The following is a 25,089-nucleotide window of genomic DNA, read 5'->3' as shown; positions in this document are numbered from 1 at the left end:
TGCCTGAGCGCTACCGCCGCGGTGATCTCGTGTGCGGTCGCTGGGCGGCGAGCCAGGTGCGGATCGCGTCCGCCGTCGTGCCCGCGTGCTCCTCGTTGATGCTCCAGTGGCTGCCGGAGACGTCCACGGTGTCGTGGGGCTCCGGCCAGGAGGCCCGCCGGTCGCCGTCCGGGGCTTCGTGCCCGTCGGGGGTCCGTGGCACCGGTTCCGTGGCGCGGACCAGCAGAGTGGGGAGGCCGGTCGGCGCCGGCTGCCAGCCGCGGGCCAGGCGGGTGTAGGCGCCCAGCGCGGCCATGGACATGTCGTCCACCGCCTCGTCGAACCGCTCGCCCGTCCGCAGGGCGAGCCGCGCGGGCATGGCGAGCAGCCACGGCTCGTCCTCGCGGTCCGGAGTGACGTGGTAGGTGTCGACGACGACGAGGGCGGACGGTGGTGTGCCGGTCGCCGCGAGCCGGGCGGCCACCGAGTGCGCGGGGCAGCCGCCCATCGAATAGCCGAGGACGACGTACGGGCGGTCGCCGAGGTGCTCGCGCACGGTGGTGGCGTGCAGCTCCACCAGCGTTTCCCAGTCGCGCGGGACGGTGTCTCCGTGGTCGACACCGGGGTGCTGGAGCTCCAGGACGTCCCGCTCGCCGTCGAAGAAGGGGGCCAGCGCCGTGTACCAGGGCCTGCCCAGTTGGGTGGCGAAGCCGGGGAAGCACACGAGCGCGGGAGCGTCGGCGCCTTCGGCCAGCCGCAGCGGCGCGAGCGCGTGCCGGGCGCTGTCGGCGCGGTCGAAGGCGGGCAGGGCGAGCGAGGCGGTCACCAGAAGATGCATCGCCGAGACGACGTCGCCCGTCTCGCACACCCGCCGGTAGAGGGACGCCAGGGTCTGCGGCGGCCGCGTCGGGGCGGGTTTCGGCGGCGTGGGTGCGGATTCGGGCTCGGGCTTGGGTTCGGGTACGGGCTCGGCGTGGGCGTTCTCGGGGATCGCCGCGCTCAGTTCCTCGTACAGCCGGGCGGACAGCCGCGCGGTACTCGGCTGGTCGAACACGAGGGTCGGGGGCAGCGGCAGACCGGTGAGCGCGCTCAGTCGGTTGCGCAGCAGCACGCTGGTCAGGGAGTCGAAACCCAGCCCGATGAAAGGGCGGTCGGGGGCCACGGCGGACGCGTCCGGGTGGCCGAGCACCGCGGCGACCTCCGTACGGACCAGCTCCAGCACGGCGGGCGCACGGTCGGGACCCGGCAGTGCTGCCAGCCGGTCCCGCCAGGGAACGTCCTCGTGCCTCGGGCGGTCGCCCGTGGTCCCCGTCGGCCTGCCGCCGTCGCGGCTGCCGTCCTGGGACCCGGCGGTCGGGCGGGCCGGGCGCAGCAGGGCGCGCAGCGGCGGCGGGACCGGCGGCCCGCCGGGGGCTGGTGGCCGGGAACGGTCGAGCAGCAGCGGGACGAGCACCGGCTCGCCGCTGTCCAGCGCGGCGTCGAACATCGCCAGACCCTGCTCGGGGGAGACCGCGCGCAGTACTTCGTCCCTGGCCCGGACGGTGAGGTCGGTGCGCGCCGCCATCCCGTCCCCGCCCGCCCACGGCCCCCAGGCGAGGGAGAGCGCGGGCAGGCCGAGGGCCGCGCGGTGGTGCGCGAGCGCGTCCAGGAAGGCGTTGGCGGCGGCGTAGTTGGCCTGTCCGGGATGGCCAAGGACCGCGGCCGCCGAGGAGAACAGTACGAAGTGCGTCAGGGGAAGGTGCCGCGTCAGCTCGTGCAGGTTCCAGGCCGCGTCCGCCTTCGGCCGGAGCACCGCTGCGAGCCGTTCGGGCGTCAGCGCCTCCAGCACACCGTCGTCCAGAACCCCGGCGGCGTGTACGACGGCGGTCAGGCGGGGCGCGAACTCCCCCACGGCAGAGGCCAGTTGAGTGCGGTCGGCGGCGTCGCACGCGATCACGTCCACGCGGGCCCCCGCCTGCTCCAGCGCGGACCGCAGCCGCTGGGCCCCCGCCGCGCGCGGGCCGTGACGGCTGATGAGGACGAGGTGGCGCACCTTGTGCCTGCGCACCAGGTGATGGGCCAGCAGACCGCCGAGGGCGCCGGTGCCGCCGGTGAGCAGGACGGTGCCGTCGCCCGCGAAGTCCTCGCCGGAACCCTCGCCGGAACCCTTGCCGAAGCCGTTGCCGATGCCGTTGCCTTCGCCGAAGTCGTCGCTGATGCCGGAGGGGTTCTCGGCGACCGCGAGGCGGGGGACACGTACCGTACCTTCCGCGAGGGAGAGTTGGGGTTCGCCCGTGGCCAGGGCGGCGGGCAGCAGGTGCAGCGACTCGGGGCGGCCGTCCGTGTCCACCACGGTGAGGCGGCCCGGATACTCCGACTGCGCGGCACGCACCAGGCCCCACACCGCGGCGGCGGGCAGGTCGGGCGCCGGCCCTGTGGCGCCACGGGTCACCACGACCAAGCGGGCTCCGGGCGCCGCGGGGCCGGACAGCCGGGCCCGCAGCAGTTCCAGTGCGCGCGTGGTCATGGTGTGGGTGTCCGCCGCAGGATCGGTGGATCCGGCCGATTCGGCTGCTGCGGACGGGGAGGCCAGGGAGACGACGACCGTTTCGCAGGCGGCGGCCCCCGCAGTGGTGGGCTGTGAGGCCAGTGCGGCGCGCAGGCCCAGGTCGTCCGGCTCGGCCACGGTCAGTGCCGGACCGTCCCCGCCCGCGCCGCCTCCTGCCGGAATGCCGGTCCACCGCAGCCCGTACAGTCCCGCGGCCGCGCCCAGTCCCAGCCCCACAGCATCGACGGAATCCGGGACCGGCCGCGTGGTCAGCGACTCCACGCGCGCCACCGGCCTGCCCGCGTGGTCGGCCAGGTCCAGCGTGACCGTGTCCGGACCGGTGGAGCGGAGCCGTACGCGCAGCGCGGTGGCGCCGGTGGCGTACACCGTCGTACCTCGCCAGGCGAAGGGAAGCCGGGCGGGACCCGCAGGTGGGGCGGCGAGCACTTCGGCGTGCAGCGCGGCGTCCCACAGCGCGGGATGGAGGGCGTACCGCCCGGCATCGGCCGTCGCCGACTCCGGCAGCCGTACCTCGGCGAACAGCTCCCCGTCCCGCCGCCAGGCGGCGGTGACGCCCTGGAACGCAGGGCCGTACGCGTATCCGGCATCGGCCAGGCGCGCGTAGGCACCGGTGAGGTCCACGGGAACGGCGCCCGGGGGCGGCCACACGCCGGCGCCGGTGTCCCGGCTCGGACTGTCGGTCGCCGGGCCGAGCCGCCCGGTCGCGTGGTGCGTCCAGGGGCCGAGCGCACCCGACTCCTCCGGGCGGGAGTGGAGGTCGGCGACGCGCCGGCCGGAGCCGTCCGGCTCCCCGAGGACCACCTGGACCTGCACCCGGTCACCGAAGTCGTGCGGCAGGACCAGCGGGGCGAGCAGAGCGAAGTCCTCCAGTACGTCGAGCCCGCACGCCTCGCCCGCATGGAGCACCAGCTCGGCGAACGCGGCACCGGGCACGAGCGGGAGCCCCGCGACGACATGGTCGCGCAGCCACGGCTGGGCCGCGCCGGACAAGTGGCCGGTGCACAGCAGCCGTTCCGTACCGGGCACGGTGGTCGGCCGGGCCAGCACCGGGTGACCGCGGTCGTCCCCGGCCGGGGCGGAGGTCTCGCTCAGCCAGTGGCGCTGCCGCTGGAAGGGGTAGGTCGGCAGCTCCACCCGCCGGGCCCCGCTGTCCGCGTACACCTGTCGCCAGTCCACCGGCAGACCGTGTACGTGCAGCCGGGCGAGCGTGGCCTGCGCGGTCTCGGGCTCCGGCTCCCCGGCGCGTACGAAGGCCGTGAACAGCGGTCCTTCGCCCTCCCCTGCCAGGCCGGGGTCGGCCAGGGCCGCCGCGGTGAGGGGAGCGCCGGGCCCGGCCTCCGCGAAGGCCGTGACCCGCTCCTCGCGCGCCAGCCGGTGCAGTACGTCCCCGAAGCGCACGGTCTCGCGGACGTGCCGCACCCAGTACGCGGCCGAGCACAGGTCGTCCCCGACGGCCGGCCGCCCGGTGAGCGCCGACACCACCGGGATGCGCGGCGCCCGGTACGCCAACCGCGACGCGACGCGGCCGAACTCGGCGAGCATCGGCTCCATCAAGGGGGAGTGGAAGGCATGGCCGACCCGCAGCCGCGTGGTGCGGCGGCCGAGCCGGGCGAACCGGTCGGCGAAGGCGAGTACGGCGGCCTCCTCTCCGGAGACGACCACCGACCGCGGACCGTTCACCGCCGCGACGGCGACCGCGACCCGGTCCGCAGGATCGGAGACGTCCGCCGGCCCAGAGGCATCGTCGGAGACGTCCGCCGGCCCAGAGGCATCGTCGGAGACGTCCGCCGGACCCGAGACATCGTCGGAGAATTCCGCAGGACCGAAAGCGGCCGCCAGCGCCTCCACCACCTCCGCCTCGGAGGCGTCCAGCGCCATCATGGCGCCGTTCCCGGGCAGTTGACGCATCAGCCGGCCCCGGGCGGCCACCAGTTCCACGGCGTCCCGTTCCGACAGAACGCCCGCGACGTGGGCCGCCGCCAGTTCGCCGACCGAGTGCCCGGCCAGTACGTCCGGCCGTACTCCCCACGACTCCAGCAGCCGGAACAGTGCGACCTCGAAGACGAACAGGCCCGCCTGCGCGACATCCGTCCGGTCGAGCAGGGCGGCCTCGCGGCTGCCCTCCTGTGCCCACAGCACCGCGCGCAGCGGGCCGTCCAGACGGCTGCCGCCGAACCCGTCGTACGCGTCGAACCGCTCGCACAACGCGTCGAAGGCGGCGGCGAAGACGGGAAAAGTCTCGTGCAACTCACGGCCCATGCCCGGCCGTTGGGCGCCCTGGCCGGAGAACAGCAGGGCCAGCCGCCCGGCGGCCCGCACCGCCCCGGTGCCGCTGCTGCCGGTCGCCGCCCAGGTGTCCAGGGCGGTCAGGAGCGAAGCGCGGTCGGCGCCGGGCACCGCCGCCCGGTGGGCGAGCGCGGTGCGGGTCGTGGCCAGGGAGAACGCGACATCCCACGGGGACAGTCCCGGCTGCTCCCGCAGCAGGGCAGCGGTCTGCCGGGCCTGCGCGCGCAGGGCATCGGGGTCCGCGCCGGACAGCAGCAGCGGCGGGGCCTGCTTCCACGGCGTGCGGGTTCCGGAGGCCGGATCCGAGAAGGGCTGCTCCGAGACGGGACCCTGCTCCAGGATGACGTGGGCGTTGGTCCCGCTGATGCCGAACGCGGAGACACCTGCCCGGCGCGGACTGCCGGGCACGGGGCGCCATTCCCGCTCCCGCGTCAGCGGCCGTACGGTGCCCGACGACCAGTCCACGCGCGGCGACGGTTCCTCGCTGTGCAGCATGCGGGGGAGGCGCCCGTGCTGCATGGCCAGGACGGTCTTGATGACGCCGCCGACCCCGGCGGCGGCCTGGGTGTGCCCGATGTTGGACTTCAGCGCGCCCAGCCACAGCGGCCGGTCGGCGGGCCTTTCGCGCCCGTACACCGCCAGCAGCGCCTGGGCCTCGATGGGGTCGCCGAGTGCGGTGCCGGTGCCGTGCGCCTCGACCGCGTCGATGTCGGCCGGGGACAGACCGGCGTCGGCCAGTGCCTGCCGGATCACCTCCTGCTGGGCCGGACCGTGGGGCGCGGTCAGCCCGTTGGAGGCGCCGTCGGAGTTGACGGCCGAGCCGCGGAGCAGCGCCAGCACCGGGTGCCCGTTGCGCCGGGCGTCGGACAGCCGCTCCAGCAGGACCAGACCTGCGCCCTCGGCCCAGGCGGCGCCGTCGGCCGACGCGGAGAACGGCTTGCACCGGCCGTCCGGGGCCACCCCGCGCAGCCTGCTGAACGCGACGAAGGGCGCCGGGGTCGCCATCACCGTGACCCCTCCGGCCACGGCCAGCGCACACCTGCCCGACCGCAGCGCCCGTGCGGCCGAGTCCATCGCCACCAGCGAGGACGAGCAGGCCGTGTCGATGGTGACGGCCGGCCCGCGCAGGCCCAGGGTGTACGCGATACGGCCCGACGCTACGCTCCCCGCCGAGCCCAGGGCGAGATGCGCTTCCAGTTCGTGCGCCCCGCGGTGCAGGAAGCGGGCGCCGTAGTCGGCGTGCATCAGGCCGACGAACACGCCGGTGTCGCTGCCGCGCAGTGCCGCCGGGTCGATGCCCGCCCGCTCGCAGACCTCCCACGCGGTCTCAAGGAGCAGCCGCTGCTGCGGATCGGTGGCCAGCGCCTCCCGCGGGGACATGCCGAAGAAGGAGGCGTCGAAGTCGGCCGCCCCGCGCAGGAATCCGCCGCGGCGGGTGACGGAGGTGCCGAGCCGGTCCGGGTCGGGGTCGAAGAGCCCTTCCGTGTCCCAGCCGCGGTCCGCGGGGAAGTCCGAGGTCGCGTCCGTGCCGTCGGCCACCAGGCGCCACAGGTCCTCGGGCGATGCCACGTCCTGGGCGCCGCCCGGATAGCGGCACGCCATGGCGACGATGGCGATCGGATCGTCGGACGGCGCATGGGCATGGGTACCGCTCGTACGGGCGGTAGGGACGGGCACCGCGGCCTGCCCGCCGCACAGTGCGTCGGTCAGGAATTCCGCCACGGCGGCGGGCGTCGGGTGGTCGAACACCAAGGTCGCGGGCAGGGCGAGACCGGTCGCCGTGCCGAGCCGGTCGCGCAGCAGGACGCCCCCGAGAGAGGTGAGCCCGAAAGAGGTGAAGGGCCTGCCGGACTCCAAGGGAAGCACCGGCTCACCGCACGTCCGCCCCGTGCAGTCGAGGACCACGCGCAGTACGGCCTCGTACCGCCCGGACGGCGCCAGATCCAGCAGACGCCCGCGCAGCACGGACGCGGCGGCCTCCCGCTCGGCCGCCATCCGCTCGGCCAACTGCCGGGCGAGCGCCGGACGGTCGGTCTTGCCGGTGGCTGTACGGGGCAGGGCGCCGGTCTCGTACACCTCGTCGGGCACCTTGAAGCCAGACAGCCGCTCCTGGCAGTGGGCACGCACCCGATCGGTGTCGATGCCGTGCGGGCCGGGGACAACGAACGCGACGGGCACCTCGCCCAGCGCGTCGTGCGGCCTGCCGACGACGGCCGCGTCCGCGACGCCGGGGGAGGCCAGCAACACCTGCTCGACCTCGGCCGGGTTGATGTTCTCGCCGCCGCGGATGATCAATTCCTTGACGCGGCCGGTGACTTGCAGCCGGCCGTGGTCCAGGCGGCCGAGGTCCCCGGTGCGGTACCAGCCGTCCCGGAACGCCCGTGCGGTCTCGTCCGGGCGGCCGTGGTAGCCGATCATCAGGTTCGGACCGCGGACCCAGATCTCCCCCTCTTCCCCGTCGGCGGCCTCCTCACCGCTCTCTCCCCGGTCCCCGTCGGCGGCCTCCTCGCCGCTTTTGGGAGCGGTCAGCCGGACCTCGACCCCGGGCACCGGCAGCCGGCCGAAGTCGTCGTCCCCGGGCCGGTCGAGGGGCTTGACGGCGATCTTCCCGCAGGTCTCGGTGGAGCCGTAGCCGTCGAGCAACGGCGCGCCGAGCAGCTCCTCGACGCCCGCCCGCAGCGCCGGGGGACACGGCGCACCCGCGGTCACGCAGAGGCGCAGGCCGGACGGCGGCCGCCGTCCCTCACGCACCGAATCCACCAGGAGGTGATACGTGGCGGGAACCCCGGCCAGGACGGTGAACGACTGCTCGGCGAGCGCCTCCGCGACGCTCGCACCCCGGTCGAGGAGATACGCGCTCGCCCCCACCGAGACCACGCCCAGCAGGCACAACGAGTGTGCGTAGGCGTGGAACACCGGCAGCGGGCACAGCAGCCGGTCCTCCGGCTCAAGCCCCCACAACGGGACGTAGGCCGCGGCCACCGACCACAGCCAGGCGCGCTGGCTGGAGACCACGCCCTTGGCGGTGCCCGTGGTGCCGGACGTGTAGTGGATCCACGCGGGCTCGTCCAGACCGAGGTCGTCACGGGGCGGAAGATCCGGCTCGGTCCTGAGCAGCTCCTCGAACGAGACCGCGCCCGCGACCGTGGATGCGGCCGTGGGCGCGGTCGCCCCGCCCGTGCCGGTGCCTGTGTCCGGCACGGCGCCCGCGTCCGTCCCAACGCCCGCGTCCGGCACAGCGTCTGCGTCCGGCACAGCGCCTGCGCCTGTGTCTGCCACCACCACGACACGCAACCGGGGCCGCCCAGCAGCCAGTCGGGCGACCTGAGGCAGCAGCGCCTCCTCGGTGACGATCACGACCGCGCCGCAGTCGTCGAGGAGGTACGCCAGCTCCGCATCGGCCGCCCCGGGGTCGAGCGCCACCCCCACCGCTCCCGCGCGCAGAACCGCCAGGCAACTTTCCACCCACTCCACGCGGTTGCCCAGATGGAGCGCCACCCGCGCCCCGCGCCGAACGCCCAGCCCCGCCAGATGGCCCGCCAGCCGCGCGGTCCGGCTCTGCAGTTCCTGGTACGTCACGCGCCGCCGCGCATCCTGGAAGGCGGTCCTGCCGCCCCGGAGTTCCGCGTGCGCCTTCAACACCCCGGGCACCGCACGGATCAGAGCGTCGCTCACCTCGGCCATCCCCACCCCTTCGTACCACGGAGCGCACCACAGCACCCCGCCCGGTCACCGTAACGACCTTCGGATAACGCGGACGTCAGTCCACCGACGGGCGGGACGAGGGCGCCGGACAAGGGCGCGTGTCACCGTTTATCAACTCTTGATCGTTTATACATCGGCGTCCGCGAAGGCCGAGCAGCAAGCAAAGGAACCACGACACCCTCAGAAAGGGCACGCCATGACGACGAGAGCGAACCACCGCAACGCCGACGCGGTCGCGCACTCGGCCCCACCCGGCGAACGTACGCTCATCGACGTCACGGTGACCTCGTCGGGGCTCAGTTTCGGCACCGCCCAGGAGGCCACCGACTGGATGCACGGGGAAACCGCCCTGCAGCGGGCACTGACCGCCCGCGCCTGCGCCGACGACTGCCTGCCCCTGTCCCAGGCCGCCGACCTGACCGACCGGCTGAACACCGTACTCTCGGGCATCGCCCACCTCACGGCGGTGGCGGAACTGGCCCGGCAGGTCGCCGAAGTCGCCGCGCAGCGCGGCGATCGGCCGTCCGAGGCCCTGGCCCGGTACGTGCGGGGGAACGCCCTGTGGCACATCAACGCCTTCACCGAGGCCGAGTCCGAACTCACCCGCGGCCTGGAGCTCTGCGACGGCGACGCCGGTCTGCGGCTGCGCGCCGCCGCCCACCTCACCCTGTGCGCCAACGCCCGGGTGCACGGCCGGTTCGACGACGCGGTCGCGCACGGGGAGGCGTCGGTGCGGTTCTTCCGTGCTCTGGGCGCCGCGACCGCCGAAGGCACGGCCCTGGGCGAGCCGGCCTTCAACTACGCCGGGCAGGGCCGCCTGTCCGAGGCGCGGGCGGTGGCCGAGCGCGGCGCCCGGCTGGCCGGCGGCCGGGAATCGGTGTTCCGGGCCATCGGCCTGTACTACCTGGCCCGGGTCCTGCGTCTGTGCGGCGCCCGGGACCTCGCCCTGCGCCAGGCCGATGACGGCCTGGCGCTCTTCCGCGCCCTGAACGTGCCTTCCTTCGAGGCCGCGTCCGGCAACCTGGTCGCCGAACTCCACGCCGAGGACGAGCGGTACGCGCTCGCGGCGCAGACCGCCGAGACGTTCCTGCCGCCGGCCCGCCGGGTCAGCGCGATGCTGGAGGCCGGCCTGCTCAGAACTCTCGGCCGCAGCCTCGACCAGCTGGGACAGCAGGCCCGCGCCGAGGCCTGTCTGCGGGCCGCCCTGAGCCTCTTCGAACGGCTCCGGGCCCGCCAGGACATCGAGCAGCCCCTTCGGCTGCTGCCCGATCGACGCACGCCCGCGACTCAACCCACCCCCGCGACCTCGTTTGTCCCCCGGTGAACGAAGGACGGCAGTCTCCGTGATGTGGCCGCACCGGCCCCCAACTGAGCCTTCCTCAATCGGCAGGAGGGCCGCCCCCGGTGGTGCGGGTGGGGGCGGCGTCCCCACCCGCACCACCGGGACCTGTCGTCACACCGGACCCGCAGCTCAGGGACTTGTAGGCACACCGGCCAGGGGATCCGGCCCGACCGTATGACCCAGCAGGTGCAGCGGCCCCGCCGTCACCCCGGCGTGCTCCACGGCCTCCCAGTAGGCGTGGGCCGCCGCCGTGTCCACCAGGCCGTGCACCAGCGGCAGTTCGGGGTGTGCCGCGTGCAGAAGTGATTCCACCCGGCAGGAGGCGAGTGTTCCCTCGATCCACGGCTGGGCCAGATAGCCGGCCGCAGCCGGAGCGGGCAGCCCTTCGGCGACCTCACGGCTCAGCTCGCCGAAGCGCAGGAGACCACCGCCCAGCACGAGGACGTCTCTGCGTTCCCGCATCCGCGCCAGTGCCCGGCCGGTGTCGAAGCAGTGCGGGAAGGAGTCGTCGACCACCACCGTGCCCGGCGCGAGCCGGTCCACGTCCAGTACCGCGCCGGAGCCGCTCACCGCGGTCACCAGCAGACCGGCCTCGTACACCGCGTCGGGCAGTGCGGGACGGGACTCCGCCACCTCCACCTTGCCCACCAGGCCACGCTCCCGCAGCCGTTGGGCCAACTTCAGCAGCCGGGGCCCGCTGCCGGGTACGTCGCACAGCACCAGCCGCCGTGGCGGCCGGGTGGCGCGGGAGAGCAGCAGTTCCAGGGAGGAGGCGCCGATCGAGCCGAGCCCGGCGAACGCCACCTCCAGGTCCGCGAGATCCTTCCCGGTGGCTTCGAGTGCCGCGTGCACCGTCCGGACCACCGAGACGACGGTCGCCGCGTGCCCGGTCGTCACGGCCGCGGGTCCGTCCGCGGAACGCAGTACGTCGAAGCCGTAACCGGTCAGCGACGGAATCATCCCGGCCAGCGAGACGGACCGGGCTCCGAGTGACGAGGCGAGCGACACCGCACGGGCCAAGTGCGCGACGAGCCCGGCGTCCCGGTCCAGTTCGTCGGCGAAGAGGGGTACGCAGACGAAACCCGAGCTTCCCAGCGGGGTGTGGACCGTCTCCAGCAGGCGCGGCGCGCCGTCGGGGAAGAGCAGCTCGCGCAGGTCCTCCCGCCGCAGCGAGTCCTCGGGCAGTCCCGCCGGTCCCGCCAGTCGCACCAGATGACCGGGGGCCGGCAGATAGCCGACCAGCGCGGCGTCCATCGTCTTCCGCCGACCCGACGCAGAACCCGGCGGGCAGTCCGCGCCAGGCATGCCCACCGCTCGTGCGAGCCGTTCCTGGAGCGCCCGCGCGAAGTCCTCCAGCGCGGCCGGGGAGAAGGCCGCGGTGGATCCTCGTACCGTCACCCGCAGCCCGGCGCCCTCCGGCCGTACGGCGAGGAAGACGTCCGTCGCCGACGACGGCGGCGCGAACGCGCTGTCCCCGTCGTCCCCCTCGTCCCCCTCGTCCCCCTCGTCCCACGACACGGTCAGCGACTGCTCGTGCGAGGCGGCCGGCAGGGAGAAGTCGAGGAAGGTGAAGAAGAACTGCGACGTCAGCGGAAGACCGTGGACATCGCGGGGCACGACGTCCTCGTGCCTGCGCGCCGCCTCGGCCTCGGCCACGGTCCGGCGCAGGGCCTCACCGAAGTCCGCTGCCACGCGCTCGTCGTCCTGCCCGGCCGCAGGCCGTACGGGCACGGCGGTGGCGAACGGACCGAAGATCCGGTGCACGTCGGGCAGCGCGCGGTCGCGGCCGCTCACCGCCAGGCCGACGATCAGATCCCTGCGGCCGGTCAGCCGGGCCAACTGCTGGTAATAAGCGGTGAGCAGCGGCGCGTACAGCGTCGCCCCCGCCTGCGCCGCGAGTGCCCGCAGCGCAGCCGTCCGATCCGCGTCGAGTACGAACCCCGAAGATACGAACCCCGAAGAACGGAAGGGTGGCGCTGCACGCCCCGCGCCACTTCCCCCTTCGTCGCCGCGCAGCACCGGAGGCCGGTACGGGGCGTCCACCCGGGTCCTGCGCTCCGCGGTGCCCGGCGCGTTTCTGCCGGACTGCTCGTCGGCCGGCAGCAGGGCGTGGTCGCGGAAGGTGGCGCGGGGCGCGGGCAGGTCAGCGGCGCGGCCCGCGGCCAGCCGGTCGTAGACCGCCGTCAGCTCCTGTACGAGCAGCGCGGCGCTGTACCCGTCGCCGATGAGGTGGTGTGCGTGCACCAGGAGCACGTGCTCCTGCTCCCCGAGACTGAGGACCCGGAGCCGCAGCAGCGGCCAGGCCCACGGTTCGAAGCGTCGCTCCGCCTCTGCCGCCGCACGTTCGGCCACCTCGGCGCGGTCGGTGAGCGTCTCGAAGACGACCGGCAGCCGCAGCGACGGCGGAAGCTCCTGTTGAACGGGTGGCCGGGTACCGGAGGGGAAGACCGTACGCAGCATGCCGTGGCGTTCCACGAGCAGGTCCACCGAAGCCTGGAACACCTCGGGGTCCAGCCTGCCGGACAGCCGCAGCCGCGCCGGCCAGGAACCACTTGTGCCGGGCGAGATGGCCTCCGCGAGCAGGAAACCGCGCTGGGCCGGCGTGACGGGGAAGGGGTCCTGATGGTGCGAAGTCGTCGCGGCAGCCTCGTAGGTACGGGCCGCGGTGGTGCCGCCGTGCGCTCCCGCGACCGTCGCGTCCACGACCGCGGCGAGCTCGGCCAGGGTGCGGTGTTCGTAGACCACGGTCGGCCGGGGCAGCGGTGCCCTGACCTCGCCGAGCCGCGCGAACACCTGGAGGACGAGCATCGAGTCCCCGCCCAGATCGAAGAAGTCGTCCTCCCGGCAGACGGCATCGATCCCCAGCAACTCCCGCCAAATGGCGGCCAGTTGCTGCTCCGTCGGTGTGAGGGTCGAGCCCTCGGGCGGAAAGCCGGCACTCTCCTCCCGTACGGGGAGATCGGCGAGCGCACGGCGATCGACCTTGCCCGTCCCGGTGAGCGGCAGCTCGTCCAGCACCGTGATCCGCGCCGGGACCATGTAGGCCGGAAGGAGGCCGGTCACGTGGCGGCGAACCGTGCGCGGTTCCGGTCGCCCGGCTCCGGGACGGGCGGTGACGTACCCCAGCAGCCGGCCCTCGCTTGCGACGACCGAGGCCTGTGCGATGCCGGGATGGGTCTGGAGGGCTGCCTCGACCTCTCCCGGCTCCACCCGGTTGCCACGGATCTTCACCTGGCCGTCGATGCGTCCGAGGAACTCCAGAGTTCCGTTTCCACGGCGCCTGGCCCGGTCGCCGCTGCGGTACCACCGGCGCCCGTCCAGAACCGTGAACGCCTGGGCGGTCAGCTCGGGTTCATCGAGGTAGCCGGGCGTCAGACCCACTCCCGCGATCAGCAGTTCACCCGGCTCGTCAGGACGGCAGGGTGCCCCGTCCTCTCCGACGATCAGCAGGTCGGTACCGGTGACCGGCTGTCCGATCGGCAGCGTCTTCAGGTCGTCGTCCGGACGCGCCGTAATGACGTGGCAGGTGGCGTTGATGGTCGTTTCAGTGGGGCCGTACAGATTGGCGATGCGCTGTCCGGCGCCGAAGAGGTCGAACCAGCGGCGTACGTACGGGGCGGGCAGTGCCTCGCCGCCCACGTGCACCCAGCGCAGCGCCGACAGGTCCGGTCGCCCTGCTCCCCGTCGCACCCGCTCCTCGGCGGCTGACAACAGCTGTTCCCACAGTGTCGGGACGGAACTCCACACGGTGATCCGGGTCCGTTCCGCGTACGCCAGGAGCAGCTCGGGGTCCCGCAACAGCTCTCGCGGTACGGTCACCACGGTCGCGCCCACCAGGAGCGGCGCGAGCAGTTGGCGCACGGAGGCGTCGAAGCACGGCGACGCGGTCTGCGCCAGGCGGTCACCGACGCCGTAGCCGAAGGTGGCGACGGCCCAGTCGAGGTAGTTCTCCATCGCCCGGTACGTGATCGGGACCGCCTTCGGGCGCCCGGTGGAACCCGAGGTGAAGATGACGTACGCGGTGGTCCCGGCGTCGGGTACGGGCAGGGGGACGCGGTCGTCCGCCTCCGGTTCCGGCGGGCCGTCACCGCGTACCGCCCGTACGCCGTCGAGAGAGTCTGCCGTGCGCAGGGTCGGCGCGTGGCACACCACGGTGGAGACATGCGCACGCCTCAGCTGGTCTGCCAGCCGGGCGGGGGGATGCGCCGCGTCGAGCGGAACCCAGCCGGCCCCGGCTCGCAGGATGCCGACCACACCGATCACGGTGTCGGGACCCGGCTCGGTGAGCAGACCGACCAACTGGCCCGTGCGTACGCCGTCGGCGCGCAACCGGGCGGCGAGCAGCCGGGAGGCGCGGTCGAGTGCCGCGTAGGTCAGAGCCGTCCCGCCATGTTCCACGGCGGTCGCGTCGGGCGTGGCACGGAACTGCCGCAGCAGCCGGCCGACCACACCGGGCGGTGCGTCCGCCTCAACGGGCGGCAGGGGCGCCAAGGGGATGCCGGACTCCGGTACGGAGTGTTCCGGGGAGGTGCACAGCGCGGCGAGTTCCTCGCGGTACTCCTGGTCCAGCCGGGCCACCGTCGCCGGTTCGAACAGCCGGTCCGGAAAGTTCCACGACATGCGCAGCATGGGCCCGTCCGCCCAGCACAGCAGGCTCAGCCGGGTTGCGGCAGAGCCGGTTCCGGCCGCGTCGGCGCGTATCTCGACCGGGCAGTCGGCCCCGAGGTGTGCCGGGAAGCGGGCGAAGCTGAAGCCCGCCGGGCTCACCGTGCGCGGACCACCGGCGGGCAGGAGGCCGGCCAGATCCAGACTGCTCACCGTGGAGTGACGTTCGCTCTCCCGCCAGGTGTGGCGCAGCCGTTCGGCCAGCGCGGTGACCGGCTCGCCGAGGGCCGTGTCGCACAGCAGGGGGAGGGTGTCGGCGAAGGGGCCGACGAGCCGGCCCATCCCCTCGAAGCGTTCTTCACGCCGGGCACGGGCCACGTTGACCGCGATGTCCTGGCGCCCCGTCCACCGCGCCAGGCAGTGTACGTAGGCGGCGAGCAACAGATGGAAAAGGGACACCTCGTGTGCGGCGGCCAGCCGCTCCAGGCGGGCGGTGAGCGTCGCGTCGAGCGAGCCGTAGTGCTGCCGGACGGGGCCCGAGGGGGGCGCGTCGGGATCACCGTCGTACGGCAGCCGCAGCGGCTCGCGCCTCCCGGCCAGGCGGTCCGCCCAGTAGCGGCGGTCGGCGTCCGACGCGCCTGTGCCGGCGGACCGGGCGCTCAGCGCGGCGTACGCCGTGAAGCTCGGGGCGTCCGGCTCCGGGGCCGGGAGCTCCCCCCGCCACAGCACGGTGTACAGCGACCACAGGTCCTCGGCCAGGACGTTCAGGCTGTACCCGTCCGCCGCCGCATGGTGCACCACCAGCAACAGGTGTGCGAGGGACGGATCCTGACGGAGCAGCACGGCCCGCACCGGCGGTCCCGAGGCCAGATCGAAGGGCTGGTTGCACAGCACCGTCTCCAGGCCGGCCACCTGCTCCGCACCGCACTCGCGGATCTCGTACCAGGCCGACAGGGGCGCGGCGGGTGCCAGGTGCTGCACCGGCCCGGTGCCCGACTCGTCGACCCGCACGCGCAGCATGCCGTGCCGTTCCGCCAGTTCGGCCAGTGCCAGGCCGAGCACATGGGTGTCCAGGGGGCCGCGGACCGTCATACGGAGGTGACCGCGGGCCGGTACGTCGGGGTGCAGCCGGCTGCTGGTGTGCAGGGCCAGTTGTACGGGTGTCAGGGGAGCCGGGGCGGAGTCCGTCACGGGCTCGGTGGCCGTGTCCAGGTGGGCTGCCAGCTCGTGCACGGTCCGGTACTCGAAGAAGAGTGTGGCGGGCAGCGGCCGCCCCACTCTGCGTTCGAGCCGCTTGGCGAGGTCGACCGCGCCCAGCGAATCCAGCCCCATCGAGAGGAACGGCGCGTCGTCGTCCACGGCGGACGCCGGAACTCCCAGTGACTGCGACAGCAGTTCACGCAGCAGGGCGGCGGCGGGGGCGGGGGAGGTCACCACGTCCGTCGAGGCGGCTGGGTGTCCGGTCGTGGACCGTGGCGCGGGCAGTGGCCCTCGCGGATGCACGGCCCGGGTGGGCGCGCGATCGGGCCGAACTGCCTTGTCGGCGATGACCAGTTGAGCGAGGTCCGTGCCGCAGGCGGAGATCAGGGCCGCCAGGGCCGGCGCGGTCGCCAGCGGCCGCCCCGCCTCATGAGTGAGTACGTCGCCGGGGAACGCGGCGGCGAGACCCGTCTCTGCGAACGGCCCGAGGTTCACCGACAGCCACGGCCGCCCCGCCTGCCGCTCGGCGCCGGCGAACGAGTCCAGGAAGGAGTTCGCGGCCGCGTAGGAACCAAGTGCCCCGGCCAGTCCGGGCAGTACCGAGGAGACGGAGGAGAACGCCACGCACACCCCGGGGTGGCGACCCCGCCGGCGCAACGCCTCGGACAGCAGCACAGTGCCGAGCGTCTTCGCTCCCAGCGCCTCTGCCATCTCCTCCGCCTTCGTCCCGCGCAGACTGCCGGGCCGCACCACTCCTGCCGCGTGGAAGAGGGCGTCCACCTCAGGCAGCGCGGCCACCAGCGCCTCGACGTCGTCCCGCACGGTGAGGTCGGCCCGGTGGTAACGGGCGTCGGCGCCGAGACCGGCGAGCTCCTCCAGCAGACCCGCGGGCGGCTGCGGGGAACGTCCCGTCAGCCAGAGCACCGGTCGGCCACGGACGGCGAGTTCCCGGGCCAGTGCGGAACCGAGGCCCCCACCGCCGCCGGTGATCAGGAAGGTGCCGTCGGCGGGCAGCCGGCCCGAAGTGCCGGGCAGCTCCGCCGCTTCCACCGCTTCTGCCGCCTCCACTGCTTCCGCCGCTTCCGCCGCGACGGTCCGCACCAGCCGCTGTCCGTTCCGCCAGGCGACGGCTCCGGGCGCCTGCGGCGCCGTCGCCTCGGCGAGGACGGCTTCGAGCCGCTGCCCGGCATCGTCCAGTGAACAGAGGTCGACCCAGTTGGCCACCGCTCCGGCGTACTCCGACGGCACGGCCAGTGCCAGACCGCCCAGCACCGCCTGCGCCGGGTCCGGCCGTTCGCATCCGTACCCGGTGACGTGCACGTCCTCGGTCACGACCAGCAGCCGTCGGGCCTTCGTCAGATCGAACAGGGCGAGGGCCTCTTGGAACGCCGTGACCAGCGCGCGCTGGGTCCGGTCGAGATCCGCTGCCGTGCCGTGACCGGCCGGTCCGGCCAGGAGAAGCACAGCCTCGGGACGGGTGCCGGCAGTCACGTCCGTCTGTACCTGTACGTCTCGTTCCGCGAGGCGTCGGGTGAGCTCGCGCACGGCCGTCGGGTCGGCGCCGGCCACCAGAACAGGTCCGCAGCGATGGTCCGTGGTCAGGGACCCGGTCCGCCAGGTGACGTGGCGCAGCAGTGGGTGCCCCCTGGCCCCGGGCAGGTAGCGGCGCCGCTGGTACGGGTAGGGCGGCAGAGGAGCTCGCCGTCGGCCCGAGTCGGGTTCCGCACGAGTGAGCCCCACACCGCGAGCCCACAAGCGCGCCACCGTTTCCAGCAACTCCCGCGCTCCGCCCGCGGCGTCCTGTGCTGCGCCCGCGGCTTCCTGCGCCGCGCCCGCGGCCTCCTGTGCTCCGCCCGTTGCTTCCTGCGCGGCGCCTGCGGTTGCCCGGGCCGCGCCTGTTGCTGTGCCTGCGGTTTCCCGCGCTGCGCCCGCGGCTTTCTGCGCCGCGCCCGCGGCCTCCTGTGCTCCGCCCGCGGCCTCCTGCGCCGCGCCTGCGGCTTCCCGGGCTCCGCCCGTTGTCTCCCGCCCTCCGCCCGCGTTCTCCCGCCTTCCGCCCACGACTCCGCCCCGGGGCGCTCGGGGACGCTCCGGCTCGGAGGGGGCGGAAAGCACGAGCACCTCTCCGTCGGTGTCCGCCGTACCGGCACTCCGGTGCCGGGCGGCAGCCGCACGTACGAGACCCGCGAGGCTCTCCTGCGGGCCGAGTTCCACGAACGTGTCGTAGCCCTCCTCCAGCAGCCGCGTCACGGCCCGCCCGAACAGCACCGGCCGCAGGGCGTGTTCACGCAGGTGGTCCGGGTCCATGGGCGGATGCCACTCGGCGGTGAGCGTGCTCATCACCGGCAGGCCGGGAGCCGTGACCTCCACGGTGCGCGCCGCGTCGGCCAGGGCCTGGGCGATCGGTTCCATCAGGGGCGAGTGGAAGGCGCGCGACACCTCCAGCATGCGTACGGCCGCGCCCCGCGCGGAGAGCCGCTCCGCCGCCCGCCCGATCGCGCCGGGGCTTCCGGAGAGCACCAGCCTGCCGGGACCGTTGTACGCGGCGACCGCGAGGTCTCCCGGATCCGCCGCGACCAGGGCGTCCACGACCTCCTCCTCGGCTCCCCGTACCGCCACCATCGCGCCCAGCGGGGTCGATGCCCCCATGAGCCGTCCGCGCTGCGCCGCGAATGCCAGCGCGTCGGTGAACGACAGCATCCCGCCGGAGCAGGCGGCGGCGAGTTCGCCGACACTGTGCCCGACCAGCGCGTCCGGCCGTACGCCCCATGCCAGCAACTGCCGGGCGAGCGCCACCCCGTGGGCCACGAGCAGCGGTTGCGCCACTTCGGTGGCGGCCTGGGCCCGCGCGTCCACGTCGGCGTCGACGCACCAGGCGGTCAGCTCCCGCCCGTTCACCGCGCCGACCCGGGCGGACGCCTCATCGAGTGTCTCGCGGTAGACCGGCGCCGTCGCGTAGAGCGCACGGCCCTGGCCCGGCCGGAGCGCACCCTGGCCGGGGAACATGAAGACGGTCCGCGGACGGTTCGTCACCGTCCCCGTGGCTGTTCCCGGCAGGTGGCCGCCACCGGGAGCGGTGGCTGCGGCCAGGCGTTCGCGGAGGTCGCCGTCGGCCACCACGGCGAGGCGGTGCGCGCCCTCGTCGCGGGCCGTCGCCGCGGCCAGGCACACCTCGCCCTCGTCCAGCTCGGGGTGGCCGGACAGGTGCTCCAGGATGCGGGACGCCCAGCCGTCCAGACCGGCCTTGCTGCCCGCCGACAGCGTCAGCAGGTGCGGACCGCCGCCCCCGCGCGGAGCGTGCTCGGCCACCGGCGGTGCCTGCTGAGCACGACCTGCAGCCGGCGGTGCCTGCTGAGCACGACCCGCAGCAGGCGGCGCCTGCTCCAGCACCGCGTGCGCGTTCGTGCCGCCGAACCCGAAGGCGTTGACGCCCGCTCTGCGGGGACCGGACGACGGCCAGGCAGTCTCCTCGGTGACCAGCGCGAATCCGGACCGCTCGACCGCGGGCGACGGCGGCGTGTGAGAGAGGGAGGCCGGCAGTCGTCCGTGCCCGAGCGCCAGCACCACCTTCACCAGTGAGGGCAGGGCTGCCGCGTTCAGCAGATGCCCGATGTTCGTCTTCACCGAGCCGAGCAGCCGCGGCCGGCCGTCAGGACCGGCCGGGAAGGCGTGCGCCAGGGACCGCAGCTCGATGGGATCACCTACGGCCGTGCCCGTCCCGTGCGCCTCGACATACGTCACGGACGCCGGGTCGACGCCGCAGGCCTCGTACGCGCGAGTGATCACCTCCCGCTGCCGCAGGGGGTTGGGCGCCATCAGGCTCAGCGACGCGCCGTCGTTGTTGACCGCGGTGCCCCGCACGACGGCGAGCACCTCGTCGCCGTCCCGGTGGGCGTCCGGCAGGCGCCGCAGGACGAGGGCCGCACCTCCCTCACCGGGTACGAACCCGTCGGCCGCCGCACTGAAGGCGCGGCTGCGTCCGCCGGGCGACAGCGCCTGTGCGGCCTCCAGGGCCTGGTACCCGTCCGGAGTGAGATGAAGGTTGACCCCGCCGACGACGGCGATGTCGCACTCACCGTCCGCGAGGCTGCGCCGCGCCAGATGCAGGGCGACCAGACCCGATGAACACGCGGTGTCCACGACGAGCGCCGGGCCGTCCAGGTCCAGGCAGTGCGAGACCCGGGCGGCCATCAGGCTGGGCAGGTTGCCCGTCAGGGCCGTCGCGGACGCTGCCGGGGAGGCGTCGGCGAGGATCTGCCGGTAGCCGCTGTCTCCGGCGGCGGCGAAGACACCGACCCGCAGGCCGATCCTTCGGAGCCCGGCGTAACCGGCCCGTTCCAGGGCCTCGTGAGCCAGTTCGAGGAAGATCCGGGCCTGCGGATCCAGCGTGCGGGCCTCCTCGTCGCCGATGCCGAAGTGCCCGGCGTCGAAGGCGTACGGGTCGTCCAGGAACGCCCCCCGGCGTCCATGGGTCACGGTGGGCGGCGGCCCGGCCGGCACCTCATCGGCAAGCGCGGTGCCCCAGCGGCCCGGCGGCACGTCGGTGACGGCGTCACGGCCGGCCGTCAGCAGTTCCCAGAACTCCTCCGGTGTGCTCGCGCCGGGGAACCGGCAGGCCATCGCGACGACCGCCGTCGCGCTCCTGTCGCCCGCCGCGTGCGGTACCGCCCTTTCGTTCGTGGTGAGCGACCTCGGCGCAGAGTTCTCCCCCGTCGCGGCCAGCAGATGGTCGGTGAGCGCGGCGACGGTGTCGTTGCGCATCACGGCAGGGCCCAGAGTGATTTCCAGGGCCCTTTCCAGCTCGGCAAGCGTCTCCATGGCCTTCAGTGAGGTGCCGCCCAGCTCGGCGAACCGGTCACGGTCTCCGAAGGACGCCTCGGGCAGTCCCAGTACGCGGGCCCAGGCGTCGCGCACCGTCTGCCGCACCTCACCGCGGTGGCGGGGCACCGGGCGCGGCCCCTCCGGCCAGGTCGACGGCCAGGTCGACGGCCCGGTCGACGGGCAGTCCGACGCCCCGCCCTCCGGTCCGGCCGCGGCGTCGTCCGGAATCCCGGACGACGCGAGCGGCCGGTACGCACCCGCCTCGTAACGCGCCCGCATCCGATGCCTCTGCAGCTTGCCGCTCGTGGTCCGCGGGAAGGCCGACGGCGGCAGCGCGAGCACACGTACGTCGTCGTGGCCCAGCGCACCACGGATCCGCCGTGCGACCTCGTCCAGGACCTCGCAGGCGCCGCGCGGCGGCCGGGCCCAGGGGACGAGGACCAGCACCCGCTCGCCGCCGGTCGCCGGGTCGGTCGAGCCGATCACCACCGGGTTTCCCGGCGGCAGCCCGGGGCTCGCGCGCGCGACCTCCTCCATGTCGGGGGCGTGGAAGGTACGGCCGTTGAGGAAGAGGACGTCCTTGTGGCGGCCGCTGACACACAGCCGGTCGTCCCTCAGGAACCCCATGTCCCCGGTGCGCAGCCAGGCGCCGGTAAAGGTCCCCGCCGACGCCTGCGGCAACCGGTGATAGCCGCGGGCGACCTGGGGGCCGCTCACCTCGATGTGTCCCACCTGCCGGTCGCCCAGTGGCCGGCGGAAGTTGTCGGTGATCCGGACCGAACAGCCGGGCACCGGTATGCCGACGTCCATCACTTCCAGCGCGTCACCGCCCGGTTCGCGCTCCACGGCCAGGCCCCGGCTGAACGCCACCCGCTCCAGGGAGACCGGAACGGCCACCTCGCCCAGCGGCGGGAACGTGACGGCCAAGGTGGCCTCGGCCAGCCCGTACACGGGAGTCGCCGCCCGCGGGTCCAGCCGGGCCGGCCGCATCTTGGCGGCGAAGGCCCGCCACACCGTCGCGGAGATCGGTTCGGCGCCCACCAGGATCAGCCGTACGGGGCTCAGGTCGAGCCCGGAGAGCACCTCGTCGGGAATGCGCCGAACGGCCAGCGCGAGCGCGAAGTTGGCGGCCGACAGGACCGTGGCCCGGTGCCTGGCGGCCACGTCGACCCACAGGCGCGGACTCTTCGCGAACGAGAGCGGACCGATGTGCACCTGCTTCGCGCGCGCCGCCAGCGGCGCCAGATGAGTTCCGATGAGGCCCATGTCGTGGAAGTGGGGCATCCAGCTGACCAGGACGTCCCGCTCGGAGAGAGCGGAGGCGGCGATGATCTGACGCAGGTTGGCCACCACGGCTGCATGGGTGAGCTCCACCCCCTTGGGGGCCCCGGTGCTGCCGGACGAGAACTGAAGAAACGCCAGGTCGCCGGGGGCCGGCGTGGCGAGGTGGGCCGGCGTGGCGGCCTCGGCCGGCGTGGGGCAGCCCCGCAACGTTTCCAGCCGCAACACCTCGACCGGTTGCGGCAGTTCGTCCGCCACGCTCGCGCACGCCGCGTCCACCACGACGGGCGGGCGGCCGAGGTGCTCCCACACCGGACCGACCCGCCGGGCGTCGGGCGCGAGCGGCACCGGGACCAGACCGGCAGCGAGCGCGCCCCAGAACATGGGCTGGAAGTCCTCGCTGCGTTCCGCGAGCAGGGGCAGGCAGGTACCGGGCGCGACCCCCGCGGCGCGCAGGCCGCCCGCGACGCGCAGGGACTCCTCGAGGAGCTGCCGGAAGGTGACGGCCGACTCGCCTGCGTCGCCGCGGACGTGCACGACGCCTTGTTCGGGGGCCTGACGGGCCGCGTCCAGCAGTACGTCCAGAAGCGTTTCGGGGTACATGAGTCCGTTCGGTCGTACGTGGGCGAGGCGGGACACGGTCGCGGAGGATTGCACTCCAGTGTGGGGCAGACAGCGGGCCCCTGAGCCCGCGCCCCCGGTCGGAGGTGGGCCCACCTGCCGTGCGCGCAGCCCACCGCAGCCCACCGCATCCCAGCTCGTCCAGCTCAGTCCGACGTTCGTCGCCGAGCTTGCCGGGGCTGCGGGCCACGCGCCCGTGGGATGATTTGCGACGTCGGCAGCGTGCCGACCTGGGAAGGGGGCCATCGCATGGCCGCAGGATTTTCGGCGTGGAAAGTCAATCAGCAGTACGCGGTGAACGACCGCACGGCCCTCAACGGCAAGCACTACCTCTGCCTGGTGGCGCACAAGTCCAACTCGGCGAACAGCCCCAAGAGTGCCGTCAAGATCTGGAAGCGGTACGAAACCTGATAGATCGGCTTGTTCCGGGCGGCAATCTCCTCGCCCCCGGACAGGCCCGCGCGACACGCGCCACCACACCCACGGCCGTGGTGGCGCGAGGGGACGGCCCGTCCGGTCGCCTGCGACGTCCGTCAAGGCCCAACCGGGAACATGCCGTCCATACGTTGTCCACATGTGCCGACCCGGCTCCACCGAACGCATGCGGGTAATCCCGGAATGCATCACAGTCCGCACGGCGGAGGTCGTGTGTGCATTCGGAAGCACGGTGGGTGTGCGGAAAGAGCGACTCTGCAGCCGTTACCCGGAAGGGAGCGGTGGGCCGGGGGTGGGCGGGGTGGCGTGCCGGGTGGCGCAAAGCCGTCCGTGGCCTCCTGGCACCGGAGAGGGCTTGGGGGGCGGCCGGCAGGAACGTGCGAGCTGACGTCCTGTCAGGGGGTAGGTGGGTGGTGCAGGCGAGGGTTACGGGAATGTCCGTGTTCAGTAACGCGAACCGGGCGCCCTGTCAGGAGGACGTTGAAGCTTCACAGTGTGGGTCTCAGCCGGCAATCACTCGGCTGAACCGGACCGGCCCTTCAGCGGGTCGGCCGGCCACCTGCATGAAGGGGTTCTTCTTGTCTTCTTCCCGTACCACCCGCGCTCTGATCGCTGCCACTCTCGCGGCAGGTGCCGCGGCGAGCGCGCTCGCCGCACCGGCCGTCGCCGCCGACCGCGACCACCAGCCCGCTCCGGCAAGGTCGGCGGTGGAGCTGGGGCGCATCCAGTACGACAGCCCGGGGCACGACGACAACTCCAACCGCTCGCGCAACGCGGAATGGGTCGACGTCCGCAACACCTCCCGCAAGCCGGTCAACCTCGAAGGCTGGACCCTCAGCGACAGGGCCGGCCACCGCTTCACCTTCCACGGAGTACGGCTGGCTGGGCGCTCCACGGTCCGTGTCCACACCGGTATCGGCCGTGACACCCGCACGGACGTCTTCCAGGACTCCCGCCACTACGTGTGGGACAACAAGCGGGGCACCGCCGTCCTGAAGGACCGCCGCGGCCACCACATCGACAGCAAGTCCTGGAACCACCACCACTGAACCCACGGACGGGTGCCGCTCGGCACTACGGTCCGAGTCCCGGCCGGAGCGCAAGACCACCGGCCATGAGGGACGGGACCCGCCCGAATGGGACGCTGCCGAACCGGCCCGGTCCCTTGCTTCGCCCCGCCTCCCGGCGGGGCGAAGCGCTGTGCGAGCCCCCGAAGCGGTGCCGCTCGCGCAGGCTTCACCGTGCCGGAAGCGGGCACCCACCAGAGGATGACCCTGAGGGTTCCGGCCCCGGTGACGACGGCAGTTGCCCCCTGCACGCCGTAGGGCGCCGCACGGCCCGGCCCGCGGTGCCCCCTCGGGACCTGCCGCATCCAGGAGGACCACGCAGCCCGCCGGCGTCCGACCCGCTCCGGGCGGTCAGGGTGCGTCGACCAGCAGGCGGCCTTCGGCCGGCCGTTGGTGGCGACGATCTGGGTCTCGGCGCGGGTGCCCGGCCTGACCTTCGCCAGTTTGACCTTGCTGGTGTTCGCGTGCCTACCAGCGTGTTGATCTTCCCGGCGCCACGTCCGGCGTCCTCATGGCCGGAGGCTCCGGTATAGGGTTCTGCCATGACGGATGACTGGCGGTCGGACCGGATCGGAAGTGCCCTTCGCGGTGAGAACCCCACGGTGCTGCGCCGGTTGAGGGCAGGGTTCGCGGCCATCGGCGATGTTCAGTTCCTGCCGGGCTACTCGGTGCTGCTCGCGGACGATCCGCAGGTGCAGCGGCTCTCCGACCTGCCGAAGGCGAAGAGGCTGTCCTTCTTGTCGGACATGGACGCGCTCGGTGAGGCGGTCGAGCGTGCCTGTCGGCGGCTCGACCCGGCCTTCCGCAGAGTGAACTTGGAGATCCTCGGCAACACCGACGGATTCCTGCACGTGCATGTATGGCCACGGTTCGAGTGGGAGCCGGTGGAGCTGGTCCACATGCCGGTCTGGCTCTATTCCCGCGAGCACTGGCAGGACGAGCGTCATGCCTTGTCTGCTCGGCACGATGCGTTGCGGAAGACGATCGGTGAGGAACTGGATCTGCTGACCTCCTCCTGAGCCGGGGCTCAGGAGGCGAGTTCGTCCCAGCGAACAGGGGCAGAACAGGGGCAGGGGCTGGGCAGTTGCTGCTTGCCCGGCGGCCCACGCGTACACCGCCCCTTTCCGCATAAGCGAAGCTCCCGGCACCGAGGGTGAGCCGGCCGGCCGCGCCTGACGCCCCGTACGGCGAAGCGGAGGGCG

At 73.7% G+C, this 25,089-nt stretch carries 6 protein-coding genes; 4 read left to right on the top strand and 2 right to left on the bottom strand.

Annotated elements, in window-relative coordinates:
• Positions 1 to 10: 10 nt before the first annotated feature.
• Positions 11 to 8,497: a type I polyketide synthase gene (locus AB0D18_RS21895; protein ID WP_362420935.1), complete on the bottom strand. Its 8,487-nt coding sequence runs from the start codon at positions 8,495 to 8,497 to the stop codon at positions 11 to 13.
• 217 nt (positions 8,498 to 8,714) lie between these two features.
• Between AB0D18_RS21895 and AB0D18_RS21890 the strand changes: the two genes are divergently transcribed.
• Complete coding sequence (locus tag AB0D18_RS21890) at positions 8,715 to 9,842, top strand: hypothetical protein (RefSeq protein ID WP_362420932.1); 1,128 nt, start codon at positions 8,715 to 8,717, stop codon at positions 9,840 to 9,842.
• Positions 9,843 to 9,989: 147 nt separating this feature from the next.
• On the opposite strand, the gene AB0D18_RS21885 is transcribed toward AB0D18_RS21890, so the two are convergent.
• On the bottom strand, positions 9,990 to 22,367 hold the full coding sequence (locus AB0D18_RS21885) for an amino acid adenylation domain-containing protein (protein WP_362420929.1): 12,378 nt from the start codon (positions 22,365 to 22,367) through the stop codon (positions 9,990 to 9,992).
• Between the two features lie 267 nt (positions 22,368 to 22,634).
• Here AB0D18_RS21885 and AB0D18_RS21880 point away from each other — a divergent pair, with 267 nt between their 5' ends.
• The 3 genes from AB0D18_RS21880 (at position 22,635) to AB0D18_RS21870 (ending at position 24,906) form a co-directional block, all read left to right on the top strand.
• On the top strand, positions 22,635 to 22,796 hold the full coding sequence (locus AB0D18_RS21880; RefSeq protein ID WP_362420926.1) for a carbohydrate-binding protein: 162 nt from the start codon (positions 22,635 to 22,637) through the stop codon (positions 22,794 to 22,796).
• Between the two features lie 602 nt (positions 22,797 to 23,398).
• Positions 23,399 to 23,869: a lamin tail domain-containing protein gene (locus AB0D18_RS21875; protein ID WP_362420923.1), complete on the top strand. Its 471-nt coding sequence runs from the start codon at positions 23,399 to 23,401 to the stop codon at positions 23,867 to 23,869.
• A gap of 560 nt (positions 23,870 to 24,429) precedes the next feature.
• Positions 24,430 to 24,906 carry a diadenosine tetraphosphate hydrolase gene (locus tag AB0D18_RS21870; protein WP_362420920.1) on the top strand — a complete coding sequence of 159 codons (477 nt, stop codon included), beginning with the start codon at positions 24,430 to 24,432 and terminating at the stop codon, positions 24,904 to 24,906.
• The last annotated feature ends 183 nt before the right edge of the window (positions 24,907 to 25,089 follow it).

This window comes from Streptomyces sp. NPDC048442 (genome assembly GCF_040651475.1).
GTDB lineage: Bacteria > Actinomycetota > Actinomycetes > Streptomycetales > Streptomycetaceae > Streptomyces.
This window is presented reverse-complemented; position numbering and strand designations above follow the sequence as displayed.